The organism is Epilithonimonas xixisoli, from assembly GCF_004365655.1.
Taxonomy (GTDB): Bacteria; Bacteroidota; Bacteroidia; order Flavobacteriales; family Weeksellaceae; genus Epilithonimonas; species Epilithonimonas xixisoli.
In genome coordinates, this window is sequence record NZ_SOEO01000003.1 from 295,921 (window position 1) to 320,306 (window position 24,386).

Below are 24,386 nucleotides of genomic sequence, written 5' to 3' on the forward strand. Positions count from 1 at the left end.
TTTATTTTTTACTGAGTCTATACTCTTTATTTATTTTATTTGTCTGCTGTTCAGCCAGTCTTGATAAGCTTTCGCATTTTTCGCGTGTTCAACATCGCTGTGCGTGAATTTATGATAACCAAATCTCTCAGGATCGGCGCACATAAAAATGTAATTATTATTTTCCGCATCCAGAACCGCATTCAAAGAATTTTTGTCCACAATACAAATTGGTCCTGGCGGAATTCCAACATTGGCGTATGTGTTATATGGCGAAGGTTCTTTCAAATGTTTGTAATAAACACGTTTTATCTTTTGCGTAAAATTATTTGCTTTGTTGATGGCGTAGATTACCGTCGGGTCACTTTGCAGCTTCATTCCTTTTTTATAACGATTCAAATACAATCCGGCGATTGTTTTCTGCTCATCGGGTTTTCCGCCAGATTCTTTGTAAACGATAGAAGCCAAAGCATAGATTTGCTCTCTCGAAAGTCCTGATTGCTTTTCTTTCTCAATTCTTTCCGCAGTCCAAAATGCTTTGTATTCATTATCGAATTTCTCGAAAAATTCTTTTGGCGTCACAGTCCAGAAGAAATCATAAGTATTATTAAAGAAATATTTCTTCAAATCTTCTGCATTCTTATAACCTTTATTGATAGCTATTTTATCCAACTCATTCGCGAATTTTGCAGAATCGATTTCTGTCTTCTTAGAAACTCGTCCGATCATTTGATAAACGTCATCAAAGTCTTTGATTCTGAATGAATTCGGGGTTTGATTTCCTGCGAGAATCATATTTACGATTTCGCGGTTGTTCATTCCGGATTTCAATTCGTAGCGTCCAGCTTTGTAATTTTCAGCGAGGTTTTTATCTTTTGCAACACTGGTGAAGTAATCTTTATTTTTGATGAGAGGCGCAATCGAGTCAAAAATCTGCTGAGGTTTTGCATTGTGCGGAATCAAGACAAATCCATCTTTTTCCACATTGTTCCCAGCATATTTATTGTAAAATCTAATTCCAAAAAATCCCAGAATTACGATGACGACAACAAAAATTATTAGAATTATTTTTTTCATAGTTTAAAAAAGTAAAAGAGATTCAGAATTTTAAAAATCTTTTAATTGCATTCTATTATTTTTATTAAATAGAAATTGTTCCGCTAAAAACCTGACTTGCTGGTCCTTCCAGCCAAATGTTATTAAATCCCGCTCCATTTTTCTCAGCATAAACTTTCAATTTCCCGCCCAAAACCTTGACTGCAACGGAAGTTTGATTGTTTTTATCCATAAAAGTTAAAGCCGAAGCCGTAACGCCAGTTCCGCAACTGTAGGTTTCATCCTCCACGCCACGCTCGTAAGTTCTCACGAAAATCTCTTTATCAGACAAGGCTTCCACAAAGTTCACATTGATTCCTTCTGCTTTGTAAGTCGGAGAATTGCGGATTTCGTTACCGTTTTTGAAAACATTATAATTATTTAACATTTCCACGTATTTCACATAATGTGGCGAGCCGGTGTTCATCACAAAATCTTCTCCGTCATTATTAATATCAATAACATCAATCATTTTAAGCTTCACAATTCCATTTTTAATTTCCGCTCTATGAAGTCCATCGATGGCGTCAAAAGTCGTTTGGTCTTCGAAGATATCCAAGAAATGGGCAAATGCTACGATGCATCTTCCGCCGTTTCCGCACATTGTACTTTCGTTTCCGTCAGAATTAAAATACACCATTTTGAAATCCGATTTTTCATCTCCCTTTAGGGTTGGGGCAAAATCATCTGCATTTTGTCTCGGAGAATCATCATTTTCAAGAAGAATCAAGCCGTCTCCGCCAATTCCGAAACGGCGGTCGCAAAGTTTTTCGATGAGTTCCGTGCTTTGTGGAAATTCGAGGTCGCGGTTATCGATCATTACGAAATCATTTCCGGTGCCTTGGTATTTATAAAATTTGATTTGTTTGTTCATAGTTGTTTCATTTTCAGACAGAACGCGAGTTGCAATTCGGTTTCGTTTAATTTTCTGAATATTAGTCAATTAATAAATTTTCTCTTGCAAAAATCAAGCCCGTAAAAATAACCTTTTTAAAGACAATTCAATCTTGATATTTGTTATTTAAATTAAATCTAAAATGCTAATCTTTTCACAATCTCGGCACATAGATAAATATGCTTTTTTACGAGTGAAAGTGAAAATAGAAATGCAAAATTTTATCTTTCCGCAATTACAAATATCTGATAGAATTGTTTTTCTTTGATGAGTTTACGTCTTTGCGAGTCTTAAAATGTTTTCAATAATGTTAAAAAAAACTTAGCGTGCTTTGCGTTATTTTTTTTCTAAATTCAAATTGTTGATAGTGTCTGTTTAATAGAATTTTTCAATCTTTTAATTGTCTTATCTTTTAATTTATATGCCTTATCTTTGTTCGTCGAAAAAATGAAAGAAGATCAGTTGCTCACACTCATCCTAAAAGCCAGAGACAAAGATCAAAAGGCTCAGACACAACTCATTAATTCTTTTTGGGTGGATGTCTTTTCTTTTGTGATGAACAAAGTGAAGGATGAAAATGATGCAGATGAGATCACAGTTTCGGTATTTTCGAAGGTGCTGAATAAGTTAGATCTTTTCGATCCCAGCTTTCAGTTCAAGACTTGGATTCTTACGATTGCACAAAATACAATCATCGATTTCTGGAGAAAGAAAAGCCGAGAAAACGAAGATCCAAACGCCAACTTGCAGGATTTGAAAAACGAATTTGCAAGATCACCGGAAGAATTATTGATTTCTGAAGAAGATCAGCAAAAAATTATTCAAATCATCGAAACGATGGATGCGAAAAATCAAGACATCATTCGACTCAGGTTTTTCGAGGAAAAAAGCATCAAAGAAATTGCAGAAGAACTCAATCTTTCTGTTGCCAATACAAAAGTGAGAATAATGCGCGCCAAAAAGATCTTGGCCGAATTGTTAAAAGAAGACGAAACCGATTTTTAAATTTAAGATCAAAATGGAGGATTTAATTCAACAAGATACAGCCATTCAAAAACCAAAATGGATCCGCGTAAAATTGCCAACTGGTAAAAATTACCGCGAGCTCAGACATTTGGTAGATAAATATAAGCTGAACACCATTTGCCAAAGTGGAAGTTGTCCAAATATGGGCGAATGTTGGGGCGAAGGAACGGCAACTTTTATGATCCTCGGAAACATCTGTACCAGAAGTTGTGGATTTTGTGGTGTGAAAACCGGAAAACCTTTGGATGTAAATTGGGACGAACCAGAAAAAGTAGCGCGTTCTATCAAATTAATGAAAATCAAACACGCTGTTTTGACTTCGGTTGACCGTGATGATTTGAAAGATATGGGCTCGATTCTGTGGGGCGAAACGGTGAACGCTGTTCGTAGAATTTCCCCAGGAACTACGATGGAAACTTTAATTCCAGATTTTCAAGGCATTACAAAACATCTGGACAGAATGGTAGAAGTTGCTCCAGAAGTGATCTCTCACAATATGGAAACCGTAAAACGTTTGACCAGAGAAGTAAGAATACAAGCAAAATACGAGCGCAGTCTCGAAGTTCTGAGATATTTGAAAGAAGCTGGACAAAATCGTACAAAAACTGGAGTAATGTTAGGTCTTGGAGAAACAAGAGACGAAGTTTTCCAAACGATTGAAGACATTAGAAACGCAAATGTGGATGTGATTACAATGGGTCAATATCTTCAGCCGACCAAAAAACACCTTCCTGTAAAAAGCTTCATCACGCCAGAACAGTTCGACGAGTATGGCGACTTTGCAAGAAGTTTAGGTTTCCGTCACGTAGAAAGTTCGCCTTTGGTGAGAAGTTCTTATCACGCAGAGAAGCATATTCACTAAGATTTTTATCAGATTTAAAATAAAAAAAGACTCCTATATGGAGTCTTTTACTGTTTGTTCTACTGGTTCTATGTTTTCGGTTTTGTTCATTTGTTCAATCTGTTTTGGGATGAACATCATATAACCGAAATAGCCTAAAAGAAATAACACGATGATAACAATGATGGCAATCATCGGGCCTTTGTTGGTTTGGCTGTCTGATTTTGGAATATCTGATCGCATAGCTTGATTTTTTTAATCTATTGCAAAACTAATGCCTGATTGTTATTTGAATAATTTTAATGCGATTAATTTATTTTCTGTAAAAATTATGAGGGTTTAGTTTTTAAAATATATGTTTTTTGAAATTAACCCCATATATTTGCAGGGTTAAAAATTAAAATCATTAAAATGAAAATCGAGAAGCGCTGGATTATTTCTTTTATCATCATCAGTCTTGTTTCAATCACGGCTTTATTCTGGCCAGAGCAAACATCGCTTCCAAAGCCAGGAACATTCTTGGGCGAAGAAGATATTGTAGGTTCGGATGTCGCTTGGATTTTGGCATCTTCCGGTTTGGTTTTGTTGATGACACCTGGGCTTTCCTTTTTCTACGGTGGAATGGTGGGGAAAAAGAATATGATTTCTACGATGTTGCAAAGTTTCATTGCCTTGGGCGTGATTAGTATTTTGTGGGTAGTTGTCGGTTTCAGTTTGTCTTTTGGCGAATCTATTGGGATCACAATTAATGGTCAACATTACGGATTGATAGGAAATCCAACCACCTATTCGTTTTTCAACAATGTTGGTGTTTTGCCTCACAGCCAATTGGCTTCTACGGTTCCCTTCGTTTTGTTTGCGATGTTTCAGATGAAATTTGCTGTCATCACACCCGCTTTGATCACGGGTTCTTTTGCGGAACGTGTTCGATTTATTTCCTATTTGTTATTTATGGTGTTGTTTAGTTTGATCATTTACACACCGCTTTGTCATATGGTTTGGCATCCAGAAGGTTTGTTGAACAAATATTTTGGAGTGAAGGATTTTGCTGGAGGAACAGTTGTGCATATGAGCGCAGGATTCGCAGCTTTGGCAGGCGCGATGATGATTGGAAAAAGAAAAAATCCACACCACGAACCTTCGAATATTCCATTTGTCATCTTAGGAACAGGAATGCTTTGGTTTGGATGGTTTGGTTTTAATGCAGGTTCAGCTTTGGCAGCCAATGCAACAGCAGCGATGGCTTTTGGAACAACGACGGTCGCTTCTGCTACAGCAATGTTATCTTGGATTTTCTTTGATAGGGTAAACGGGCGCAAAGTTTCCGCTTTGGGCGCTTGTATCGGAGCAGTTGTCGGATTGGTTGCGATTACGCCTGCTGCAGGTTTTGTGACGATTCCACACGCTATTTTCATTGGATTTATTTCAGCTATCATTTCTAATTTGATGTGCAACTGGAAACGTTTGAAAAAAGTGGATGACACTTTGGATGTTTTCGCTTGTCACGGCGTTGGTGGAATTATGGGAATGATTCTAACAGCGATTCTGGCACAAGGAGAGAATGCAAGTCTTCTGCACGGCGGTTTCGAAGTTTTTGCGCATCATATGATGGCTCTCGTCTTAGTTTCCGCATTTACGTTTTTAGGCTCGTTGATTTTATACAAATTTACAGATGTGATTATTCCGTTAAGAGTGGCGGAAGATTCTGAAAATATTGGGCTTGATTTGTCGCAGCACGATGAAAGCTGTATCTAAAAATTAAAGATTTTATTTTGTTTGCCTCGTTTGTTTTTTAACAGCGAGGTTTTTTGTTTAAAATTTTTAAATTTGGAGGAAAAAGATTGAAGCTATGATAGATCTTGGAAAACTTTACATACCTACTTTATTAGATTATAATCCTGAAACACAAATAATTTGTTTTGCTAAACCAGAATTTGGCTCAGACGATTATATTTATAATTTAGAATGTTCTTTAACATTTAGTTTTTCAGGGACTGATGTTTTTATTGATTATTATTGTGATAATGATACATATTTATCGGAAAATTTAGGTTGTCATAATGGATGTATAATAGTAGGGGATCTGGAGATTGAAAATTTTGAAAGTATTCAAAGAAAGGCTCTAGTCTTTCTAAGTAAATTTATGAATAGTCCTGATTCTGAAATACTCAATGATTATATTTAATCAAAAATTTGTAATTAACTAATTACTTAATTTTCTCACCAAAACACACCCAAAATCATCAAAAAAATCTCTAAATTCGTGTCTAAATTTTTTTATGATGACGAAATTCGGAGTGGATGCGGCCAGTTTTTATGTGCCTTCTTTATATTTAGAAATCAAAGACCTTGCAGAGAAAAGAGGAATCGAACCAGCAAAACTGGAAAAAGGTTTAGGTTTACATAAAATGGCTTTGCCCGATGTTCACGAAGATGCAGCAACGTTTGCTGCTGAAGCTTTGCTCAAATTAATTCAAGATTACAATCTCAATCCTAAAGAAATCTCCAAAGTTTACCTCGGAACAGAAAGTGCTGTGGATGCAGCAAAACCAACAGCAACTTACGCGGTTCAAATGGTGGAAGAATTCTTAACCGAAGAATTTGGTGAAAGAGTTTTCAAACATTGTGACGTTGTCGATATGACGTTCGCCTGCATTGGAGCTGTGGATGCTTTGCATAACGCTTTGGATTTCGTAAGAGCAAATCCAACCAAGAAAGCTGTTGTCATTGCCAGCGATTATGCAAAATACGAGTTGGCTTCGTCAGGCGAATATACGCAAGGAGGTGGCGCAGTAGCCTTATTGGTTTCCGCCAATCCGAAATTAATCGAGATTGACAACAATTGGGGCGTTGCGACAGAAAGCGTTTTCGATTTCTTCAAACCGAGACGTCATTTTTCCAAAGATGATTTTCCAACTGCTCCAGAAAATTTCCCTGATAAAATTGAAGTGTTTACAGATGAACCTGTTTTCGATGGACAATATTCAAATGTTTGTTATCAGGACAGAATCCGTGAAGCCTATGAGCATTACAAAGAGCAAACTTTTACAGTTAGACCTTATGAGAATTGGCGATATTTGATTTTCCATTTACCGTATGCATTCCACGGAAAAAGAGTCTTCACCGAAATTTATAGTTTAGAAAATCATCTGGATTATTCTGATGCGGAAAAACAAAAAGCCATCGCAAAATCCGAAGATTATATCAATTTCATTAATGAAAAAATAGAAAAATCTCAACGCGCTTCTTCCGAGATTGGAAATATGTACACAGCTTCAATCTTTATGGCGTTGTTGTCAGCTCTGCAAACTTCGTTTAATGAAAATGAAGATTTATCAGAAAAAGAAATTGGATTTCTTGCTTATGGAAGTGGTTCTAAATCAAAGGTTTTCGTCGGAAAGGTTTCTCCAGAATGGAAATCAGTTGTAGAAAAATGGAATCTTTTTGAAGAACTGAAAAACAGATTGCCAATCGATTTTGAGACTTATGAGAAACTACATCGTAAACAACTAGATTTTTCGGTTAACCAAAAATACAAAGGATTTGGATTGACGAGAATTGAAAAAGAAAGTCCAGTTCTGAAAGGTGCGAGATATTATGGTTATAATAAATAATAGCGCCGTAGGTGCTGCCTGTTAATAGAAAAAAATGATGCGAGAGAATACAAGCTCCGTAGGTGCGACCTGATAATCTTATATTATTAAATCACTAATCATATAATCATAATCGAAAACGAGCAGAAAATTTCTGCTCGTTTTCTTTTGAAAATCTATAACTAACTACTAACTTAATTCAAATTAATTTTTTATTCTGAAATATTTTTGGCGTCACACCTTCCACTTGTTTGAAAACCCGAATGAAATAATTAGTATCCGAAAATCCAGTGCTAAAAGCTACTTCACTTACAGAACTCCGTGAAATCAACAATTCTTTAGCTTTCTTAATTCTTTCTTTAATAATAAACTCATTCGGAGAAAGTCCTAATTCCTGTTTGAACATCTTAAAGAAATTCGATTTGCTGACATAAGCCATTTTCGCAATCACATCAATCGATAATTTCTGATGAAGATTCTTCTTGATAAAATCTGCTACAAAACCAATTCTCGATTGAGTTTTCAAAGTATTTTTTTCTACCAGATTTCTCGCTTGAGTTTGCATCAATCTTATTAATAATTCTTTCAAAGCAAAATCTGCAATCACGTCTTTGTGGGAATTATCGTCCATCGCGATTCTCATAATGTTGTTCGTCGCTGAAGCAAGAGATTTACTATTGAGCAAATAAAACTCATCAAGCGAAATATTCCATTGCGAAGAATCATCGATTTTTGTGGTAGTGAAATTTAAGTTCTCCAAAGATTCTTTCACAAATTCAGGATTCAAAGTCAAAGAAACACATTGTGCTGGCTGAACATCAGCTTCCGGAAAATCAATCACCATTGTTTCTCCAGGCGCAACCAAAACACTTTCTCCCGGAAGATATTCGAAGTAATTGCTCTTATCCTGAAGCTTCATCCATTTCTTTCCTCGCAACATTCCAGTGAACGCCAGATGCTCAAAATGCAGTTTCACATCGTAAGCCGTCTTGTGCGTTTCATAGACACTGAGTTCACAATTATTTAAACTGAACTTGGTTTGATTTTCTACAAACGTATTCAATTTGTTTTCGTGCGTCAGGCTTGGTTTGTTGAGTTGAAAATGATTTGGATTCATAATTTCAAGTTTTGTAACATCCTGTTTTTCAAATATAAGATTTATTTATGACTTCAGCTCTTAAATTTTGTTAAGGACTTATAAACTATTATAAATGTAGGATTTTACTGTTTATTTGGAGGATTGTGCTATAATTCTTGTTGGGTTAATAATTAATTTAGCTTTAATCAAATATTAATTCAGTATTAATAAAACCAAATATTATTATGAGTACTACAGCAGAACAAACACAAAATTCAACCACTTTGTCTTGGCCAGAATTCAAACCAAAATATGATAATTACATCGGCGGAAAATTTGTGCCTTCAGCAGGCGGGCAATATTTCGATGTCATTTCTCCAATCAATGGTCAGGTTTTCACGCAAGCCGTACATTCCAACAAAGAAGATTTGGAAAACGCCGTCAACGCAGCAGCAGAAGCTTTCAAAACGTGGAAAGATACTTCCGCAACAGAACGAAGCATCATTCTAAATAAAATCGCTGACAGAATAGAAGAGAATTTGGAATATATCGCGACAGTCGAAACGATTGACAATGGTAAAGCCGTGAGAGAAACGTTGGCCGCCGATATTCCTTTGGCGATTGACCATTTTAGATATTTTGCTTCCGTAATTAGAGCAGAAGAAGGTTCTCACAACGAGTTGGACAAAGATACCGTTTCGTTGATTGTTCACGAGCCACTTGGTGTGATTGCACAAATTATTCCTTGGAATTTCCCAATCTTAATGGCAGTATGGAAACTCGCTCCCGCTTTGGCCGCAGGAAATTGCGTGGTGTTGAAACCAGCAGAAAGCACGCCGGTTTCTATTATGGTTTTGATGGAATTGATTGGCGACTTGCTTCCTGCAGGCGTCGTGAATATCGTCAATGGTTTCGGAGCAGAACTTGGTAGAGCATTGGTTACGAATCCAAAAGTTAACAAGGCAGCCTTCACAGGTTCTACGGTGACGGGGCGAATGGTAATGCAATATGCGACAGAAAATATTATCCCAGTTACTTTAGAGTTAGGTGGAAAATCACCAAATATTTTCTTCAATTCCGTGATGGATGAGGACGATGAATTCCTTGATAAAGCCGTTGAAGGTGCAGTGATGTTTGCTCTTAATCAGGGGGAAATTTGTACTTGTCCATCAAGATTGTTGGTTCAGGAAGATATTGCAGATGCTTTCATTGCAAAAGTAATCGAAAGAACCGAAGCTATCAAAATCGGAAATCCATTGGATAAAACGGTAATGATGGGAGCGCAGGCTTCGAAAATCCAGAAAGATAAAATTATGGGTTATTTGAAACTCGGTAAGGAAGAAGGTGCAGAAGTCCTTACTGGTGGCGACGTGAATACTGTTGAAGGTTTGGAAGAAGGTTACTACATCAAACCAACCATCTTCAAAGGGAACAACAGAATGAGAATTTTCCAAGAGGAGATCTTCGGTCCAGTTGTAGCTTTCACGACTTTCAAAGATGAGGCGGAAGCTTTGGAAATTGCGAATGATACGATTTATGGCTTAGGAGCCGGTGTTTGGACGCGTGATGCACATCAATTGTATAATATCCCGAGACACGTGGAAGCGGGTAGAGTTTGGGTAAATCAATACCACGCTTATCCTGCTGGTGCGCCTTTTGGAGGTTACAAACAGTCCGGAATTGGTAGAGAAAATCACAAAATGATGCTTGACCACTACCGTCAAACCAAAAATATGTTGATTTCTTACAATAAAAATAAATTAGGGTTCTTCTAATCTGTTAATAATGATTATGGCAACTTATCCGCCCTCCGTTCCCAATCTTTTTTTGCAGATGTTTGTCTATCAAAATAACGTTTGTAGAAGCAAAAAAAGGATTTCCACTCAGGTCGGGTTGCGGATTTCAAATCCAAATGACGCGAGTCGATAAGTTGTAAAAACCTAAAATTCAAAATTAAGACCCGACAGAATTTTTTGTCGGGTTTTTGTTTAACTTTAAAATAAAAAAGATGGAAACTAAAGATAAAATCTCCAGACTTTCCGTGACCGACGAGGCGATGGAAGTCATCTGGGAACTCGAAAAAAAACACGGTGAACTGATGTTTTACCAAGCTGGTGGCTGTTGCGAAGGCACGCAACCACAATGTTTCGAGAAAGGTGGATATTTTCCGAGGATGAATGACGCTATGATTGGAACCATCAACGGCTTCGAATTCTGGATAGACCGCGACCTTTTTGAATACTGGAAATATTCGCATTTTACGTTGGATGTTCTGGAAGGATGGGGACCAGGAGGGTTTTCTCTGGAAACGCCTTTGGGCAAAACTTTCAAAGTTCATTACAGACTTTTTACGGCGGAAGAATTGGAAAATCTGGAGCCTGTGAAAAGAAGTGAATAGAAAATAGAATCGTGACATAGCCCCGATAGGAAAGGCATCTCCCGAAGCTTCGGGAATTAAGTAAATAGTGGAAAATAGCTCCTAAAAAATTCAGACGGTTTCTACTTTCACGAATTTCGAGACAATCATCGACGCCAAAATGTTTCCGACGGAATTGAGGACAGTTGCCAACGGGTCCACCAAAGTTCCGATGATAATGACCGCTGGAACGACGTCGGGCGGAATTTTGTAAACTGAAATCATCAGCATTTCTCCGATGTAACCTCCATTAGGAATTCCGCCAGCGACGGCACTTACGAAAACTGTAATTCCAAGAGCCATTATAAGATTCATTGGTTCAAAGAAATTCCAGCCGAGTAACTGAAAAGCCACATAGATTTTGATAATAGATGAGATGGAAGAACCGTTTTTGTGAATCGTAGTCCCAATCGGAATCACGACGTTGGCGATGGATGCTGGAACGCCCATTCTTTTTGCGGATTCGATGGCGACTGGCATTGTTGCCAAACTACTACAAGTACTGATGGCTGTTGCGGTCGGCAAAAGGCTTTCTTTCCAGAATGCTTTCACGCCTTTTCCACCCTTCCAAACGAAGGAATAAAGGTTGAAAAATACGATGAAATAAATGGTTCCGGCAATGTAATAAAGTCCCAATGGCTTGGCGTAAAATCCGAATAATTGAGGTCCAATTGTACCCACTTGGTACGCAAAATAAGCGCCTAATCCGACGGGCGCAACTTTCATAATTAATAACAAAAGCTGTTTCATCACTTCGTTGCCGGAAAAGATGAAGTTTTGAAAAGGTTTCCCTTTTTCTCCTGATTTTCTAATGGAGATTCCAACTAAAAATGAGAAGACTAACAATGCGAGCATATTTTGTCTCGAAAACAAATGATAGAACTCACTGACAGTAAAGAATCCTACGATTTGGTCATTGATATTAGAATTATTTTGAAGATTTTCTGATATGGTTTCGCTGATATTTTTCGGCGTTTCGGTTGGGAAAAAGTAAACCATTATGATGCAAAACGTTGCCGAAATCAATATGAAACTTAAGAAAGTCAACACCATTGTTCCGATGATTTTTCCCAATTGATTTTGTTGTTCGATGCCGGAAATGGCTGAAACAATTGCAAAAAAGACGAGTGGAATGACTGTGACGAATAAGAGATTAAGGAAAATATCACCAATCGGTTTCAGGTAAACGACAAAATCCGGTGCAAAAATTCCCACGAGACTTCCGATGAAAATCCCGATGAGAAGCAGGATGATGTTGCTGTAGTTTTTCCAGAAATATGATTTCATTCCTCAATTTTAATCAAAGATAAAATAAAACCACATAGACACATAGAGATAAATCAAATTTTAGAAGAAAAAAGAGTTGAGCAATTTCTCTATTTAATCTAAAAAAAACTATGTGTCTATGTGGTTGAGAATATAAATTATTCCCGAAATTTGTTCTTATGAAAACAGCAGTTCTGATTACCATTGGCGACGAGATTCTCTCAGGAAACACAGTTGATACCAATTCCAATTTCATTGCCACACAACTCAAAGAAATTGGTGTGAAAGTGACTTCCATCTTCACAATTCCCGATGACGAAAATGCGATTGTTTCGACTTTGGGAAAAGCATTTGAAGTGGCTGATGTGGTTTTCACAACTGGCGGATTGGGGCCAACGAAAGATGATATTACCAAGAAAGCTTACGCTGAATTCTTCGAAGACGAATTGATTTTTTCCGATAAAGTTTACGAACATTTGAGAGCTTATCTCGAAAAGCGAAACCGACTTTGGATTTTGGAACATAATAAAGACCAAGCGATGGTTCTATTTAAAGCGAAGGTTTTTATGAATCATTTTGGGACTGCACCTTGTTTGATGGTGGAAAAAAACGGAACGTTTTGTTTCAGTTTGCCAGGCGTTCCTTTCGAGGTGAAACCTTTGGTGAAAGACCAAATCATTCCATTTCTGAAAGAGAAATTATCATTAGAGCACATCGTGACGAGAATCGTTTCCGTTGTGGATGTTCCCGAAAGTATTCTGTCAGAAAATATTGAAGGTTGGGAACTGGCTTTGCCGAAACATATTGCGCTATCTTATTTGCCAATCGGAACGAGAGTTAAATTGAGATTAACCGCTTCGGGAAGTTCTCAGGAAATATTAGAAAAGGAGTTGGAAACTGAAATCCAGAAATTAATTCCAATCATCGGCGAAAATATCATCGCCACACAGGAAGATAAAATCGAAAAAATCCTTGGCGAATTGTTGAATGACAGAAAGTTGACAATTTCGGTTTCTGAAAGTTGTACTGGTGGAGAATTATCGCGATTAATTACATCAATAACAGGAAGTTCAAAATATTTTATCGGTGGAATTGTGAGTTACGCGACCGAGAAGAAAATCGATATTCTGAAAGTTAATCCGAAAAAAATCGAGGAATTCACGGTAGTGAGTGAGCAAGTTGCTTCCGAGATGGCGAAAGGTTGTCAGGAATTATTCAAAACTGATATTGCGGTTTCTACCACTGGCGTTGCTGGTCCTGGAAAAGGCGAGGACGGGAAAGATGTTGGAATGGTTTATTACACGATTAGAATTGGAAACGATGAAACAACTTCCAAACTGTTTCTGCCACATTTGGAAAGGATTGATTTTATGCATTTTGTTTCTCAGAAAGTATTGCAGGATATCATTTCATTACTTATCAAAAAATAAAAAAAGACAGCTGTAATGGCTGTCTTTCTAACTTCTAATATCTAAAGTCTAACTTCTATTTCAATATTTCTTTAAGGAAAGTCAAGGTGTGATTCCACGCTCGTTTCGCCATTACTTCATTGTAATCTGGAGATTCGGGACTGGTGAAAGTATGTTTGGAATTGGCATAAGTGATGATTTGAAAATCGGTTTTTCCCGTTTTTAATTCAGCAATCAGGTTGGTCATATCTTCCGGTTTTACGCTTTCGTCGTCGGCTGGATTTTCCACGAGAACTTTAGTTTTGATGGGAACATTCAGTCGGTCATTGCCTTTCGCCAAACCACCGTGAATAGAGACAACGCCAACAACTGGAAGTCCAGCTCTTGCGGTTTCCAAAGCGCCAGTTCCACCGAAACAATAACCGATAACCGCAATTTTATCTGAATTCGCACCTTGTTTTTTCAGTTCTTCCAAAGCCAGAGCAATTCTTTTTTGATACGCTTTGTAATCTTGCTTGTAAGTTCCTGCAATCTTTGAAGCTGAAGCATTGTCAGTCGGAATATTTCCTTCGCCATAAATATCAGCGATGAAAGCGATGTAACCTTGCTTTTCTAATTCTATTGCCGAATTTTTCGCTTCGTCGTCGATGCCTTTCCAAGCTGGAAGAATCAAAACGCCGGGAAGTTTTTTTCCTGCGTTGGAAGTGACTAAACCATTCAATTTTTGAGAGCCGTCTTGGTAAGCGACTGGTTTTAATTTTTGTGCTAATGTGAGTTGCATTCCGAGGTACACAGCGAATAATGTGAGTGAGAGTTTCATATTTAAGATTTTGTTTGATTAATTTTCTTCTGCTTAATGACGTTCATTAGATTCATTAAAAGTACAACTAAACTGAATACCACGAGCTGAATTCCAACATAATGCCAACCGCCAAGTTCCCAGCATTTGAGACCGATGAAAGTTCCCAAAGCGCCACCAACAAAATATGAAGTCATATAAATCGTGTTGATTCTGCTGTTCGCTTTTTCATCAAGTCTATAAATCAATGCAACATTCGTGAATTGAATAGACTGAACGCCAACATCAATGAAAATCACGGCGAGAATAATTGAAATTAAATAACTTGGAAAAAGAAAAATAACGACCGAACCTGCCAACAGAATCACACTTGCAATCAATTGTGTGTATCTGGAATCACCTTTGTCAGAAGCTTTTCCAATCAATGGCGCAACCAAAGCACCTGCAATTCCCAATATTCCGAAAAGTCCAATTGTGTCTGAACTGTAGTTGTAAGGTTTTTCAACCAACAAAAATGTCAAAGTTGTCCAAAACGAGCAAAACACCGCAAATGCAATTCCGCCAAGCAAAGCCATAAACCGCAATTGTGGAAATCTCTTTAACTGATAAAATGACGATGAAATCAATTTAAAATAAGATTGTTTGAACGTCGGTTTTACACTCGGCAATTTGAAATAGACAAAAGCCAAAGAGAAAACCGTGAATCCAGCCGAAAGATAATACACTATTTTCCAACTGCTCCATTCCGAAATATATCCGCTGAAAACCCTTGCCATTAGTATTCCGACAAGAATTCCGGTAAAAATAATTCCAACATTTTTTCCTTTTTCATTCCCTGATAATTCCGCTGCCATTGGTAAAATAACCTGAGCCGCGACCGCCGTCAATCCCAATAATAAACTGAATAAAAAGATAAAATAATAATTGGAAACCAACCCAATCGCTATCAAGACAAGGAATAAAGTTCCCAGTAAAGTCAGAATCAATTTCTTGCGGTCAACTTTGTCACCTAACGGAACTAATGTCAAAAGTCCAGCGCCATAACCGACTTGTCCGAGTCCGACCATAATTCCCATTTTACTTTCAGGAACTCGGAAACTTTCGGCAATTTGATGGAGAATTGGCTGCGCAAAATAAATATTCGAAACACTGATTCCTGCGACAACAGCCATTCCCAAAACCTGACCTTTGCTCAGTTGTGATTGTACTTCTGACATCGCTTATTTCGAAGCTTGATTAAGGATTTCCAAATCTTCAGAATCCAAGTTTAATTTCGGCGCATCAAATATCGTTTGTAATTGTCTTTCGCTCGTCGCACTTACGATTGGCGCTGTGATTAATGGATTTGCCAACAACCAAGCCAACGCAACAGTTGCAGGTTGGGATTGGTGTTTTTCTGAAACTTTGTCAAGTGCACTCAAAACTGCTTTCCCTTTATTATCAAAATATTTCTTGATGCCGGCGCCTCGGGTTGTTTTTTCAAAATCTGCTTCTGTTCTGTACTTTCCGGTTAAAAATCCCGCTGCTAAAGACCAATATGGGAAAGCGCTCAATCCGTATTTTTCAACTAATGATGCATATTCTGTCTCGAATTTTTCTCTTTCCACCAAATTATAATGAGGCTGAAGCGCAACATATTTTGGCAAATTATTTTTCTCAGCGACTTCAAAAGATTCAATCAATCTTTCTGGCGAAATGTTTGAAGCGGCGATGTATCGAACTTTTCCGGCTTTGATGATTTCGTCGTATGCAGATAGCGTTTCCTCAACAGGCGTTACTTTGTCATCAAAATGCGTGTAATACAAATCGATATGGTCAGTTCCAAGACGTTTCAAAGATTCATCCACCGATTTCAGAATGTGTTTTTTGCTGATGTCGAAGCCGTGTTCTTTAGTTTCGGAGCCAACTTTTGTGGCGAGAACAATGTCTTGTCGGTTCTTTTTCTCCTTCATCCATTTTCCGATAATTTCCTCAGATTGTCCACCTTTTCCGTTTACCCACCAAGAATAAGTGTCGGCTGTATCGATGAAATTAAATCCACCTTCTTCGAATTTGTTCAGAATATCGAACGATTCTTTCTCGTCCAAAGTCCATCCGAAAACGTTTCCTCCAAAGTTGATAGGCGCGATTTCTAAGTCTGTATTTTTAATAGTTACTTTTTTCATTTTGATAATTTATTAATAATTTAAGGTTTTAAAAATTCTTTAACTGGTTTGATGAATTGGTCAAAAACCTCGATGTGCGGAAGATGTCCCACATTATCAAGTTCCACCAATTTTGAACCTTTGATTTTTTGTTGAGTAGCTTTTCCTAATAAGTCGTATCGTCCCATCGTTTCAGCTATTTTCGGATCTTTTACGTTGGCTTTTCCGATGGCTGTTCTATCTCTTGTTCCGATAATTAATAAAGTGGGAACATTCAAATTTTGAAATTCATAAACGACTGGCTGCGTGAAAATCATATCCGAAGTTTTGGCATTTACCAAAGCGACTTTTGCATAATCTGGCGCTTTTGTCCAACCTGTCAAAAGATAAACCCACTCGTCATATTCCGGTTTCCATTTGTTGTCGTAATAGAATCCGTTTTGATATTTTTTTGTGGATTCATAATCGGCTTTCAGTTCTGTTTCGTAATTTTTATCGATTGAATTGTAAGGCGCAACCAGCTTCCAATCTTCCAGTCCTATTGGATTTTCTAGGATTAATTTCTCAACGGTTTCGGGATACATCAATGAAAATCTTGTCGCCACCATTCCGCCCATCGAATGTCCGAGCAAATAGATTTTGTCAATTTTCAAATCATCCAAAATGGCTTTTGTATTCTGAGCCAATTGCTGAAAAGTAAATTGATAGTCAGTTGGTTTTGATGACTTTCCAAATCCAATCTGGTCAGGAACTATCACTCGAAATCCTTCTTTTGTCAAAGCATCAATTGTCGTTTTCCAGTAAGCGCCGTTGAAGTTTTTGCCGTGAAGCAGAACCACAGTTTTTCCATTCGCTTTATTGGGTTTGATGTCCATATAGGCCATCTTCAAATCCTGATTTTGGCTTTTGAAATTCAGGAAATCGACTTTGTACGGATATTCATAATTTGTCAACATAATATCCAAAATCGGACGATTTTCTTGACTAAAAAATAAGGTCGAAATAATAAGGAACGCAAGTGCAAAAATCTTTTTCATAGAACAATGATAAAGCTTTTCCGCAACAATAATGGTGCCTGCGCATTGATTAAATCAATAATTGTATATGAACAAATCTAAGACAAATGCGCGATGCATAGCTCACGGATGTCCCATATTTTTTCAAGTGAGTAGGGGATTTGAGGATTTTCAATAAGCCATTTTTTCAAATAACTTCTATGAAATTCAATTTTGAATTGGTTGATTTGATGAGGTTGGATTTCTATTTCATCCAAAAGGTCAGTGATAAAATCATTTTTCGAAGAATTCCTTTTTGTGAAATCTAAGATTTGATTTTTGAATTTCAGATAATTATGCGCTTCGGGAATATAATCGAGATTGTAAGTTTCTAAAACTGATTTGATTTTCGGTGTATTGACGCCATTCATTCGGAAAATCCCGAGAATCAATTTAAAATCAGATTGGTTGTTTTCTTCTGTTAGTGTTTTCAGAAGAGCGTGTTTCGTACTGCAAGTTCCGCATTCATCAATGAAAACGGTCGCAAGATTATCTTTGTTGAGGTTTCTTCGATAAGGTAAATTCTGGACAAATTCCGAAGCCGAATGAAAATCAGAACAATTATTTTGTTTGAAAAGCTGAGAGATTTCTTGGTCAAAAGTGATATTGAAATTGAATGATTCCATTACTTTTTAGATTTCATTGCTTTTACTTTTTTGATAGAATCATCAGCCAACAATTTTTGATAATCATCAGATTCTGCCGGAACCAATTGGATTTTAGAATCTTCATTATGAAAAATCCCAAATCCATTTTTCTTTGCCAAAGGTGACGTTCGCAAACAAGCCTGACCTTTTGAAAAGAACTTCTGTTTCTCTCCTTCAAACTCCGAGGGCGAAATATCATTTCGTTCCGCAAAAATTTCAAACAGCAATTCGTCGGAAGTATATTTCAAAGGCTTTTTCGACAACTTTTCGAATTGATAATTGGCAATCGTTTTCTTCTCATTTTTCATAACAGGAATCACTGCTTTGGAAACCGGAGAATCTTCTGCGATTTCTATTAAAGTGTTTGTGTAATTGGTGGTATGGATTTTCACTATTTAATTACTTTTTGAATAATTAGTACACTTAAAGCAGAAGTTAAAATTGCAATGTAATTCCAAAAGGTTAATTCTATATGAGGAGCTTGTAGTTCATTACTAAAAGGATTTGCTTTAAAATAGAATATTAAAATTGAAAAACAAATTCCAACAAAAATTAAAATATTCCAATCGTATTTATACTCAAGCTTTTTTCTGAAAATATAAATAACCAAAACACTTATTATAAATCCAAATATATTTGTCAGAATAATAAATATCGGAGCCATTCCTGCTTCTCCTCCAGAAAATTGAGATGATTTTAAAATATAAATTATAGTAGATGCTATAATTATTAAAACAAAATTTCTAACATTCTTATACATTTTTGAAAATTATGTCGTTGCAACAATTTTACCTTTCGACCGCACCAACCACAATCCCAAAAACGTCAAAAACCCATTCAAAATAATCAGTTCCACCCCAATTCTGTAATCCGTATTATTGGTAACATAGAGATTTATCAAATAAGTCAAAACCGGCGCAGTTAGCGTCACAGCCAATATCGAATACTTTTTAACAATCGTAAATTTCGTCAAAATCCCAAAAGCAAACAATCCCAAAAGTGGGCCGTAAGTGTAACCTGCAATTTCCATAATCAAATAAACAATCGACTTCTCATTGATAGCTTTGAAAACCATAATCAACGCGAAAAATATGACTGTGAAAGCCAAATGAACTCTCATTCTCAATCTTTTCTTTTGCTTCTCGGTTTTTTGTTGGTCTTCATTCAAGCCCAAAAGATCAACGCAATAAGAACTCGTCACCGCCGTCAAAGCACCATCAGCAGAAGGAAACAAAGCCGAAATCAATCCGATGATGAAAATCACAGAAATAGCAATAGGAAAATGTCCGAGTGACAAAGCTGGGAAAAGGTCGTCGCCCATTATGTTGTTGATTTGTCCATCGGCACCTTTAAATCCGAAAACGCCAGCGCCATAAACTGCCCCATTTTGTATCGCAAAAAGATAAAGCAAACCACCCAAAAACAAGAACGCCAGATTCACAAAAAGCAAAGTTCCCGCAAACGTCAGCATATTCTTTTTCGAGTTTTTCAGGTTGTCCACCGAGATGTTTTTCTGCATCATTTCCTGGTCAAGACCCGTCATCGCAATTGTGATGAACATCCCGCCCAGAATGGTTTTCAGGAAAAAAGTTTTTGAATTGATGTCAGTATTAATGAAATGCGTGTACTTCTTTTGCTCCAAAATCGAGTAAGCTTCACCGAACGACAGATTCAAATTTGATAAAATATAAACGATGCACGCAATCAAACTCAAAATCATAAACGAAGTCTGCAACGTATCCGTAATCACAATCGTTTTCACGCCACCTTCAAAAGTATAAAGCAAAATCATCAGCAATAGCACAAAAGCCGTTACCCAAAACGGAACGCCAAGATTCTCCAAAAGGAAAATCTGAAGAATATTCACCACCAAATACAGTCTCGCCGTCGCCCCAATCGCTCTCGAAATAATGAAAAACAAAGACCCGATTTTGTGCGCCTCCACATTAAATCTTCGTCCCAAATAAGTGTAAATCGAAGTCAGATTCATCCGGTAATAAAGTGGAAGCAGAACGCCCGCCACAATGAAATAACCGATGAAAAACCCAATCACCATCATATAATATTCGAAACCGCCAAACGCATAATCGCCCGCCGTCATCTTGCCGACCGTGCCCGGAACGGAGATAAACGTCACGCCCGAAAGCGACGTCCCAATCATCCCAAACGCCACCAGCCACCACTTGCTTTTCTTGTTTCCAATGAAAAAAGACTGGTTGTCCGAGTTACGGCTTGTAAAATAAGAGATGACCAAAAGCCCGATAAAATAGGCAAAAACGAATAATAATAAAATAGTTCCCGGATTCATTGTTCAAATTTGAGTTGAACAAAAATAGTTTTTTTATCGCATTGGTGTGAAAATAATTATTTGGGCAACTATTCCGCCTTCCGTTCCCGCTTTTTTGCCATTGCGAACGACGTGAAGCAATCATTAGAACCATTGTACAATCGCAATGACAAAAAGAGCTCCACTCAAGTCGGGTTGCAGATTTCTCATCCAAACAAAAGAAGTTTATCATAACAACGCTTATCATTCCATAGAAAACCCAAAGAAGTCGTTATACAAAACAAGTAGCTCCTCAATTAAAATTAAACCAAAATTTGTCATTCCGAAGGAATCTCAACAAAGTAGATACGGTTTTAAATGAAAAATAAATCTGTACCTAGCTTCAAACCTACTACGCAAACTACATTAAATATAATTTTTAGGTCGCTCCTACGGAACTTGATTAGCCGATATTCGAATTCTATTAACAGAGCGCTCCGCTGGAGCTGATGGATTTAGCTAATAGATAAAAGTAATTTTCACAAACTCGAATTTCCAATATTCTCGCATCCTGAAACAATATTCTTGCATCCGTAAATTATATTCTTGTTCCTGCAAACAATATTCTCGCTCCTGTAACTTCTATTTTTGCTCCTGTGAACTATATTCTTGCTCCTGTAAGTTATATTCTTGTTCCTGCAAACAATATTCTTGCTCCTGCAAATTATATTATTGTTCCTGTAACTTCTATTTTTGCTCCTGCGTACTATATTCTTGCTCCTGTAAGTTATATTCTTGTTCCTGCAAACAATATTCGCGCTCCTGCAAATTATATTCTCTTGAAATTCGCTCCGTAGGAGTACCCTGTTAATAGAATAGCAAAAACCAATAGAATCTCAGCTCGGTAGGAGCGACCTGTTAATGACAACAACAAACAAAATCATTGATTAAAACACCAATAGATTACCGCGTCGGAATCATCTTCTTCACCACAATATAAATCAAAACCGCAGACAACGCCAACACGGCAAACGACCCAATCCACAAACTGTTAAACCCAAATTGACTCACCACATAAGTTCCCAAAAACGGAGTGAAGATAAACGAGAAGGAGAATGCAATCCCATTTAGTCCCATATACGCACCTTTGTTTCCCCGCTCAGCGCGCAAAGCGGTCACAGTGGAGATAAACGGAAGTACCCAAATCTCAGCCACGGACAAAATCGTCATCGAAAGCAAAAGCAACGCAACATTACTTCCCAAAAGCAAAATCAAATAAGACAATCCAGCCATCACAATTCCAATTAATAAGATTTGCGGAATCTTCAAAGTTCTTTCAGCAATACTTACCAAAGGCATTTCCAACAACACAATGATAAATCCGCTGTATCCCAAAATAAACCCAATCGTACTTTGACTCAGTTTCGCAACGTCTTTATAAAACAATGGAATCGTATTAAAAAACTGAAAGAAACAAACCGCAAAGACAGCACACAAAATACTATAAATCAAAAATGGGAAATCTTTGTAAGGTGATTTCGTGGCGACGTTCTCAACCTTTTTTTCAGGTTCCAATCTTTTTTTCTCCCGGAAGATTTGATTTCTCTTTCTGAAAAACACAACGTAAATAATGCCTGCAACCAAGGCTCCGATTGCATTCACAACAAATAAAAAATTATAAGAAATCCCGCTCAAGATTCCACCCAAAGCTGGCCCAATCGAGAATCCAAGATTGATTGCCATTCGGTTCAATGAAAAAGCTTTCGTCAGATTTTCTGGTCTTGCGTATTTGGTAATCGCTACAGAATTCGCTGGACGGAATGTGTCGCTAATCGTACTTTGAAGGAAAATCAAAAATGCCATCATCTCAATACTCGGAAAAAATGGAATGATGAGAAATATTGGTGCACTCAAAAACAAACTCCAGGATTGAACATAATATTCACCAAACTTATCCGTTAAAAATCCACCTAAATAAGAACCCAACACAGAACCAATCCCGTAAAAACTCAAAACAATTCCTGCATTTTCCAAACTGAACTTCAAATGGTCTGTCATATAAACACCCAAAAATGGCAAAACCATCGAACCAGAACGGTTGATGAGCATTACGATAGACAACATCCAGGCTTCCCTTGAAAGCCCTTTGAAAGTTTTAATGTAAGAATTGAAAAGTTTCATTCTGATTTTCGAACCGCAAATTTACCCAAAAAAGAAAGCCATCCGTAAAGAATGGCTTTCAAAATTTATCATTTAGAATTAATCTAACATCTAATCTTACTGTAATTTAAATCCTCTCGTCGTGATTCTTCCGTAAGCGTCCACATATTTCACTTGCACGTTTCCTTTATAACCATTCAGGATTTTCTCAACATCTTTCTGAGAATTAACTGGTTTTCCGTTGATTTCCATCACGATGTAATTATCAACGACACCAATTTTATCCATCTCGCTTCCTTCTGTCACATTTTTCGCGATAACACCGCTTTCGAGACCGTAATCAGTTTTCACTCTTTCGCTTAATGGCTCGAACTCAGAGCCGATTTTTTCAGTCACTGTCAGGTCATCTTTGCTTCTGGATGAGGTTCCGCCTTTCAAATCTTTCAGGGTCACATTCACGTTATTAACTTTACCATTTCTGGTGTAAGTTACCGCTACTTTGTCACCTGGTCTTCTGCTTCCAATCGCTAAAGAAAGGTCAGAGAATCCGGAAATGTCTGTGTTGTCGATTTTTGTGATGATGTCGCCTGGTTGGATTCCTGCATCTTCAGCACCACTTTTTTTCGTGATTTCTGTAACGTAGATTCCGTCGCCGGCTTTTACATTTTTCTTTTCTCTTTGGTTGTAGGCCGCAACTTGCATTTCATTAGACAAATCTAAACTTCCGACTCCAAGGAAACCTCTTTGTACCAAACCAAACTTCTTGATATCTTCAACGATTTTTCTGGCAAGATTCGAAGGAACTGCAAATCCATAACCTTCATAATATCCCGTTTTAGATTGAATCGCTGTATTAATTCCAATCAAATCTCCATTCACGTTGACCAATGCGCCACCACTGTTTCCAGGGTTGATCGCTGCATCGGTTTGAATGAAACTTTCAATTGGTGTTCTGGATTGCTGACTTAAAATATCGATGCTTCTTCCTTTCGCAGAAATAATTCCCGCCGTTACAGTGGAATTAAGTCCAAGTGGATTTCCAACTGCCAAAACCCATTGTCCAACTTCTGTCAAATCAGAATTGGCGAAATTAAGATAAGGCAAACCTTTCTCCTCAATTTTCAAAAGGGCAATATCTGTATTTGGATCTGTACCGATTAGATTGGCGATGTAGGTTTTTTTGTTGCTAAGAACCACTTCCAGTTTATTAGCACCTGCAATCACGTGATTGTTTGAGATGATGTACCCGTCTGGGGAAATGATCACACCAGATCCCATTCCAGAAGGCATATTTTTAGGTGTTTGCCTTTGCTGAGGTCTTTGCTGATTTCCGCCTTGTGGACCAAAGAAAAAATCAAACATATCTGTTTCTGGCATTCTTTGAGAAGCCGCTCGGTCTTGGTAATTTTTGATTGTAACAACAGCTGGAACTGTTGTTTTAGAGGCTTTTACAAAATCATCTCCAACCGTAGAACCCATTCCTACGAAAGCTGATTTTTTGGAAGCAGTTGTGAAATATGAGAAATCTTCACCATTGTTGTTTGAGCTAAGATATTGACTTGCTCCGAAAACCGTAGCTCCGGAGATAACGCCGGTCAATGCAAAAGGCATTAGTTTTTTTAAAGTATTCTTCATCTTAATATTCATTTCTTTTTTGAGATTATTGATACACAAATTTAATGCTAAATTAGTATGAACTAAAAACTTAGTGTTACAG

The 24,386-nt window shown here is 37.3% G+C and carries 24 protein-coding genes; 9 read left to right on the forward strand and 15 right to left on the reverse strand.

Features of this window, described 5'->3' with window-relative positions:
• Positions 1-30 precede the first annotated feature (30 nt).
• Together mltG and dapF are read right to left on the reverse strand one after the other, a co-directional pair.
• The gene (gene mltG / locus B0I22_RS13365) at positions 31-1,056 is read right to left on the reverse strand and encodes an endolytic transglycosylase MltG (RefSeq protein ID WP_133945692.1); all 1,026 of its coding nucleotides are present in this window, start codon (positions 1,054-1,056) and stop codon (positions 31-33) included.
• A gap of 64 nt (positions 1,057-1,120) precedes the next feature.
• Positions 1,121-1,948 (reverse strand): diaminopimelate epimerase, encoded by an 828-nt coding sequence (gene dapF / locus B0I22_RS13370; RefSeq protein WP_133945694.1) that lies wholly within the window; start codon positions 1,946-1,948, stop codon positions 1,121-1,123.
• Between the two features lie 468 nt (positions 1,949-2,416).
• Between dapF and B0I22_RS13375 the strand changes: the two genes are divergently transcribed.
• Both B0I22_RS13375 and lipA read left to right on the forward strand, forming a co-directional pair.
• Positions 2,417-2,974: an RNA polymerase sigma factor gene (locus tag B0I22_RS13375; RefSeq protein ID WP_133945696.1), complete on the forward strand. Its 558-nt coding sequence runs from the start codon at positions 2,417-2,419 to the stop codon at positions 2,972-2,974.
• Positions 2,975-2,987: 13 nt separating this feature from the next.
• On the forward strand, positions 2,988-3,857 hold the full coding sequence (gene lipA / locus B0I22_RS13380) for a lipoyl synthase (RefSeq protein ID WP_133945698.1): 870 nt from the start codon (positions 2,988-2,990) through the stop codon (positions 3,855-3,857).
• Between the two features lie 33 nt (positions 3,858-3,890).
• Here lipA and B0I22_RS13385 read toward each other — a convergent pair whose 3' ends face one another.
• Positions 3,891-4,079, reverse strand: coding sequence for a hypothetical protein (locus B0I22_RS13385; protein ID WP_133945700.1), 189 nt, complete (start codon positions 4,077-4,079; stop codon positions 3,891-3,893).
• A 168-nt stretch (positions 4,080-4,247) separates the two neighbouring features.
• On the opposite strand from B0I22_RS13385, the gene B0I22_RS13390 reads away from it, so the two are divergent.
• The 3 genes from B0I22_RS13390 (at position 4,248) to B0I22_RS13400 (ending at position 7,450) form a co-directional block, all read left to right on the forward strand.
• Positions 4,248-5,591 carry an ammonium transporter gene (locus B0I22_RS13390; RefSeq protein ID WP_133945702.1) on the forward strand — a complete coding sequence of 448 codons (1,344 nt, stop codon included), beginning with the start codon at positions 4,248-4,250 and terminating at the stop codon, positions 5,589-5,591.
• A 94-nt stretch (positions 5,592-5,685) separates the two neighbouring features.
• Positions 5,686-6,021: a hypothetical protein gene (locus B0I22_RS13395; RefSeq protein WP_133945704.1), complete on the forward strand. Its 336-nt coding sequence runs from the start codon at positions 5,686-5,688 to the stop codon at positions 6,019-6,021.
• A gap of 94 nt (positions 6,022-6,115) precedes the next feature.
• Positions 6,116-7,450, forward strand: a complete 1,335-nt coding sequence (locus B0I22_RS13400) for a hydroxymethylglutaryl-CoA synthase family protein (protein WP_133945706.1) — start codon at positions 6,116-6,118, stop codon at positions 7,448-7,450.
• 178 nt (positions 7,451-7,628) lie between these two features.
• Here B0I22_RS13400 and B0I22_RS13405 read toward each other — a convergent pair whose 3' ends face one another.
• Entirely contained in the window at positions 7,629-8,546 is a 918-nt protein-coding gene (locus B0I22_RS13405; RefSeq protein WP_133945708.1) for an AraC family transcriptional regulator, read from the reverse strand.
• 206 nt (positions 8,547-8,752) lie between these two features.
• Between B0I22_RS13405 and B0I22_RS13410 the strand changes: the two genes are divergently transcribed.
• Positions 8,753-10,282, forward strand: coding sequence for an aldehyde dehydrogenase family protein (locus tag B0I22_RS13410; RefSeq protein ID WP_133945710.1), 1,530 nt, complete (start codon positions 8,753-8,755; stop codon positions 10,280-10,282).
• A 233-nt stretch (positions 10,283-10,515) separates the two neighbouring features.
• Positions 10,516-10,905, forward strand: a complete 390-nt coding sequence (locus B0I22_RS13415; protein WP_133945712.1) for a DUF779 domain-containing protein — start codon at positions 10,516-10,518, stop codon at positions 10,903-10,905.
• A 90-nt stretch (positions 10,906-10,995) separates the two neighbouring features.
• Here the strand turns inward: B0I22_RS13415 and B0I22_RS13420 are convergent, their stop codons facing one another.
• A complete protein-coding gene (locus tag B0I22_RS13420) occupies positions 10,996-12,210 on the reverse strand; it encodes a dicarboxylate/amino acid:cation symporter (RefSeq protein ID WP_133945714.1) in 1,215 nt (404 codons plus the stop codon).
• A 158-nt stretch (positions 12,211-12,368) separates the two neighbouring features.
• Between B0I22_RS13420 and B0I22_RS13425 the strand changes: the two genes are divergently transcribed.
• Positions 12,369-13,619 (forward strand): CinA family nicotinamide mononucleotide deamidase-related protein, encoded by a 1,251-nt coding sequence (locus B0I22_RS13425; protein WP_133945716.1) that lies wholly within the window; start codon positions 12,369-12,371, stop codon positions 13,617-13,619.
• Positions 13,620-13,674: 55 nt separating this feature from the next.
• Here the strand turns inward: B0I22_RS13425 and B0I22_RS13430 are convergent, their stop codons facing one another.
• The 8 genes from B0I22_RS13430 to B0I22_RS13465 all read right to left on the reverse strand — a co-directional run bounded on the left by B0I22_RS13430 (position 13,675) and on the right by B0I22_RS13465 (position 20,551).
• Positions 13,675-14,418, reverse strand: coding sequence for a dienelactone hydrolase family protein (locus B0I22_RS13430; protein ID WP_133945718.1), 744 nt, complete (start codon positions 14,416-14,418; stop codon positions 13,675-13,677).
• Between the two features lie 2 nt (positions 14,419-14,420).
• Positions 14,421-15,614 carry an MFS transporter gene (locus tag B0I22_RS13435; RefSeq protein WP_133945720.1) on the reverse strand — a complete coding sequence of 398 codons (1,194 nt, stop codon included), beginning with the start codon at positions 15,612-15,614 and terminating at the stop codon, positions 14,421-14,423.
• Between the two features lie 3 nt (positions 15,615-15,617).
• Positions 15,618-16,562, reverse strand: a complete 945-nt coding sequence (locus B0I22_RS13440) for an aldo/keto reductase (protein WP_133945722.1) — start codon at positions 16,560-16,562, stop codon at positions 15,618-15,620.
• 20 nt (positions 16,563-16,582) lie between these two features.
• A complete protein-coding gene (locus B0I22_RS13445; RefSeq protein ID WP_133945724.1) occupies positions 16,583-17,578 on the reverse strand; it encodes an alpha/beta fold hydrolase in 996 nt (331 codons plus the stop codon).
• 77 nt (positions 17,579-17,655) lie between these two features.
• Positions 17,656-18,222, reverse strand: coding sequence for a hypothetical protein (locus B0I22_RS13450; RefSeq protein ID WP_133945726.1), 567 nt, complete (start codon positions 18,220-18,222; stop codon positions 17,656-17,658).
• The gene (locus B0I22_RS13455) at positions 18,222-18,635 is read right to left on the reverse strand and encodes a DUF6157 family protein (RefSeq protein WP_133945728.1); all 414 of its coding nucleotides are present in this window, start codon (positions 18,633-18,635) and stop codon (positions 18,222-18,224) included. Before B0I22_RS13455 ends, B0I22_RS13450 begins: the two co-directional genes overlap by 1 nt.
• Entirely contained in the window at positions 18,635-19,003 is a 369-nt protein-coding gene (locus B0I22_RS13460; RefSeq protein ID WP_133945729.1) for a hypothetical protein, read from the reverse strand. The genes B0I22_RS13455 and B0I22_RS13460 overlap by 1 nt, the downstream gene beginning before the upstream one ends.
• Positions 19,004-19,012: 9 nt before the next feature.
• The gene (locus tag B0I22_RS13465) at positions 19,013-20,551 is read right to left on the reverse strand and encodes a sodium:solute symporter (protein WP_133945731.1); all 1,539 of its coding nucleotides are present in this window, start codon (positions 20,549-20,551) and stop codon (positions 19,013-19,015) included.
• Between the two features lie 614 nt (positions 20,552-21,165).
• On the opposite strand from B0I22_RS13465, the gene B0I22_RS13470 reads away from it, so the two are divergent.
• Positions 21,166-21,366, forward strand: a complete 201-nt coding sequence (locus B0I22_RS13470) for a hypothetical protein (protein WP_133945733.1) — start codon at positions 21,166-21,168, stop codon at positions 21,364-21,366.
• A gap of 106 nt (positions 21,367-21,472) precedes the next feature.
• Here the strand turns inward: B0I22_RS13470 and B0I22_RS13475 are convergent, their stop codons facing one another.
• Together B0I22_RS13475 and B0I22_RS13480 are read right to left on the reverse strand one after the other, a co-directional pair.
• Positions 21,473-22,690 carry an MFS transporter gene (locus tag B0I22_RS13475; protein WP_246022240.1) on the reverse strand — a complete coding sequence of 406 codons (1,218 nt, stop codon included), beginning with the start codon at positions 22,688-22,690 and terminating at the stop codon, positions 21,473-21,475.
• 96 nt (positions 22,691-22,786) lie between these two features.
• Positions 22,787-24,304 (reverse strand): trypsin-like peptidase domain-containing protein, encoded by a 1,518-nt coding sequence (locus tag B0I22_RS13480; RefSeq protein ID WP_133945735.1) that lies wholly within the window; start codon positions 24,302-24,304, stop codon positions 22,787-22,789.
• Between the last annotated feature and the right edge of the window lie 82 nt (positions 24,305-24,386).

Bases quoted from the DNA above. Each gene is read 5' to 3' on its own strand.
- B0I22_RS13435 (WP_133945720.1), bottom strand. From the start codon at position 15,614: ATGTCAGAAGTACAATCACAACTGAGCAAAGGTCAGGTTTTGGGAATG.
- lipA (WP_133945698.1), top strand. From the start codon at position 2,988: ATGGAGGATTTAATTCAACAAGATACAGCCATTCAAAAACCAAAATGG.
- B0I22_RS13480 (WP_133945735.1), bottom strand. From the start codon at position 24,304: ATGAAGAATACTTTAAAAAAACTAATGCCTTTTGCATTGACCGGCGTT.
- B0I22_RS13420 (WP_133945714.1), bottom strand. From the start codon at position 12,210: ATGAAATCATATTTCTGGAAAAACTACAGCAACATCATCCTGCTTCTC.
- B0I22_RS13400 (WP_133945706.1), top strand. From the start codon at position 6,116: ATGATGACGAAATTCGGAGTGGATGCGGCCAGTTTTTATGTGCCTTCT.
- B0I22_RS13410 (WP_133945710.1), top strand. From the start codon at position 8,753: ATGAGTACTACAGCAGAACAAACACAAAATTCAACCACTTTGTCTTGG.
- B0I22_RS13385 (WP_133945700.1), bottom strand. From the start codon at position 4,079: ATGCGATCAGATATTCCAAAATCAGACAGCCAAACCAACAAAGGCCCG.
- B0I22_RS13475 (WP_246022240.1), bottom strand. From the start codon at position 22,690: ATGAAACTTTTCAATTCTTACATTAAAACTTTCAAAGGGCTTTCAAGG.
- B0I22_RS13450 (WP_133945726.1), bottom strand. From the start codon at position 18,222: ATGGAATCATTCAATTTCAATATCACTTTTGACCAAGAAATCTCTCAG.
- B0I22_RS13390 (WP_133945702.1), top strand. From the start codon at position 4,248: ATGAAAATCGAGAAGCGCTGGATTATTTCTTTTATCATCATCAGTCTT.
- mltG (WP_133945692.1), bottom strand. From the start codon at position 1,056: ATGAAAAAAATAATTCTAATAATTTTTGTTGTCGTCATCGTAATTCTG.
- B0I22_RS13405 (WP_133945708.1), bottom strand. From the start codon at position 8,546: ATGAATCCAAATCATTTTCAACTCAACAAACCAAGCCTGACGCACGAA.
- B0I22_RS13430 (WP_133945718.1), bottom strand. From the start codon at position 14,418: ATGAAACTCTCACTCACATTATTCGCTGTGTACCTCGGAATGCAACTC.
- B0I22_RS13375 (WP_133945696.1), top strand. From the start codon at position 2,417: ATGAAAGAAGATCAGTTGCTCACACTCATCCTAAAAGCCAGAGACAAA.
- B0I22_RS13395 (WP_133945704.1), top strand. From the start codon at position 5,686: ATGATAGATCTTGGAAAACTTTACATACCTACTTTATTAGATTATAAT.
- B0I22_RS13440 (WP_133945722.1), bottom strand. From the start codon at position 16,562: ATGAAAAAAGTAACTATTAAAAATACAGACTTAGAAATCGCGCCTATC.
- B0I22_RS13445 (WP_133945724.1), bottom strand. From the start codon at position 17,578: ATGAAAAAGATTTTTGCACTTGCGTTCCTTATTATTTCGACCTTATTT.
- B0I22_RS13415 (WP_133945712.1), top strand. From the start codon at position 10,516: ATGGAAACTAAAGATAAAATCTCCAGACTTTCCGTGACCGACGAGGCG.
- dapF (WP_133945694.1), bottom strand. From the start codon at position 1,948: ATGAACAAACAAATCAAATTTTATAAATACCAAGGCACCGGAAATGAT.
- B0I22_RS13465 (WP_133945731.1), bottom strand. From the start codon at position 20,551: ATGAATCCGGGAACTATTTTATTATTATTCGTTTTTGCCTATTTTATC.
- B0I22_RS13460 (WP_133945729.1), bottom strand. From the start codon at position 19,003: ATGTATAAGAATGTTAGAAATTTTGTTTTAATAATTATAGCATCTACT.
- B0I22_RS13425 (WP_133945716.1), top strand. From the start codon at position 12,369: ATGAAAACAGCAGTTCTGATTACCATTGGCGACGAGATTCTCTCAGGA.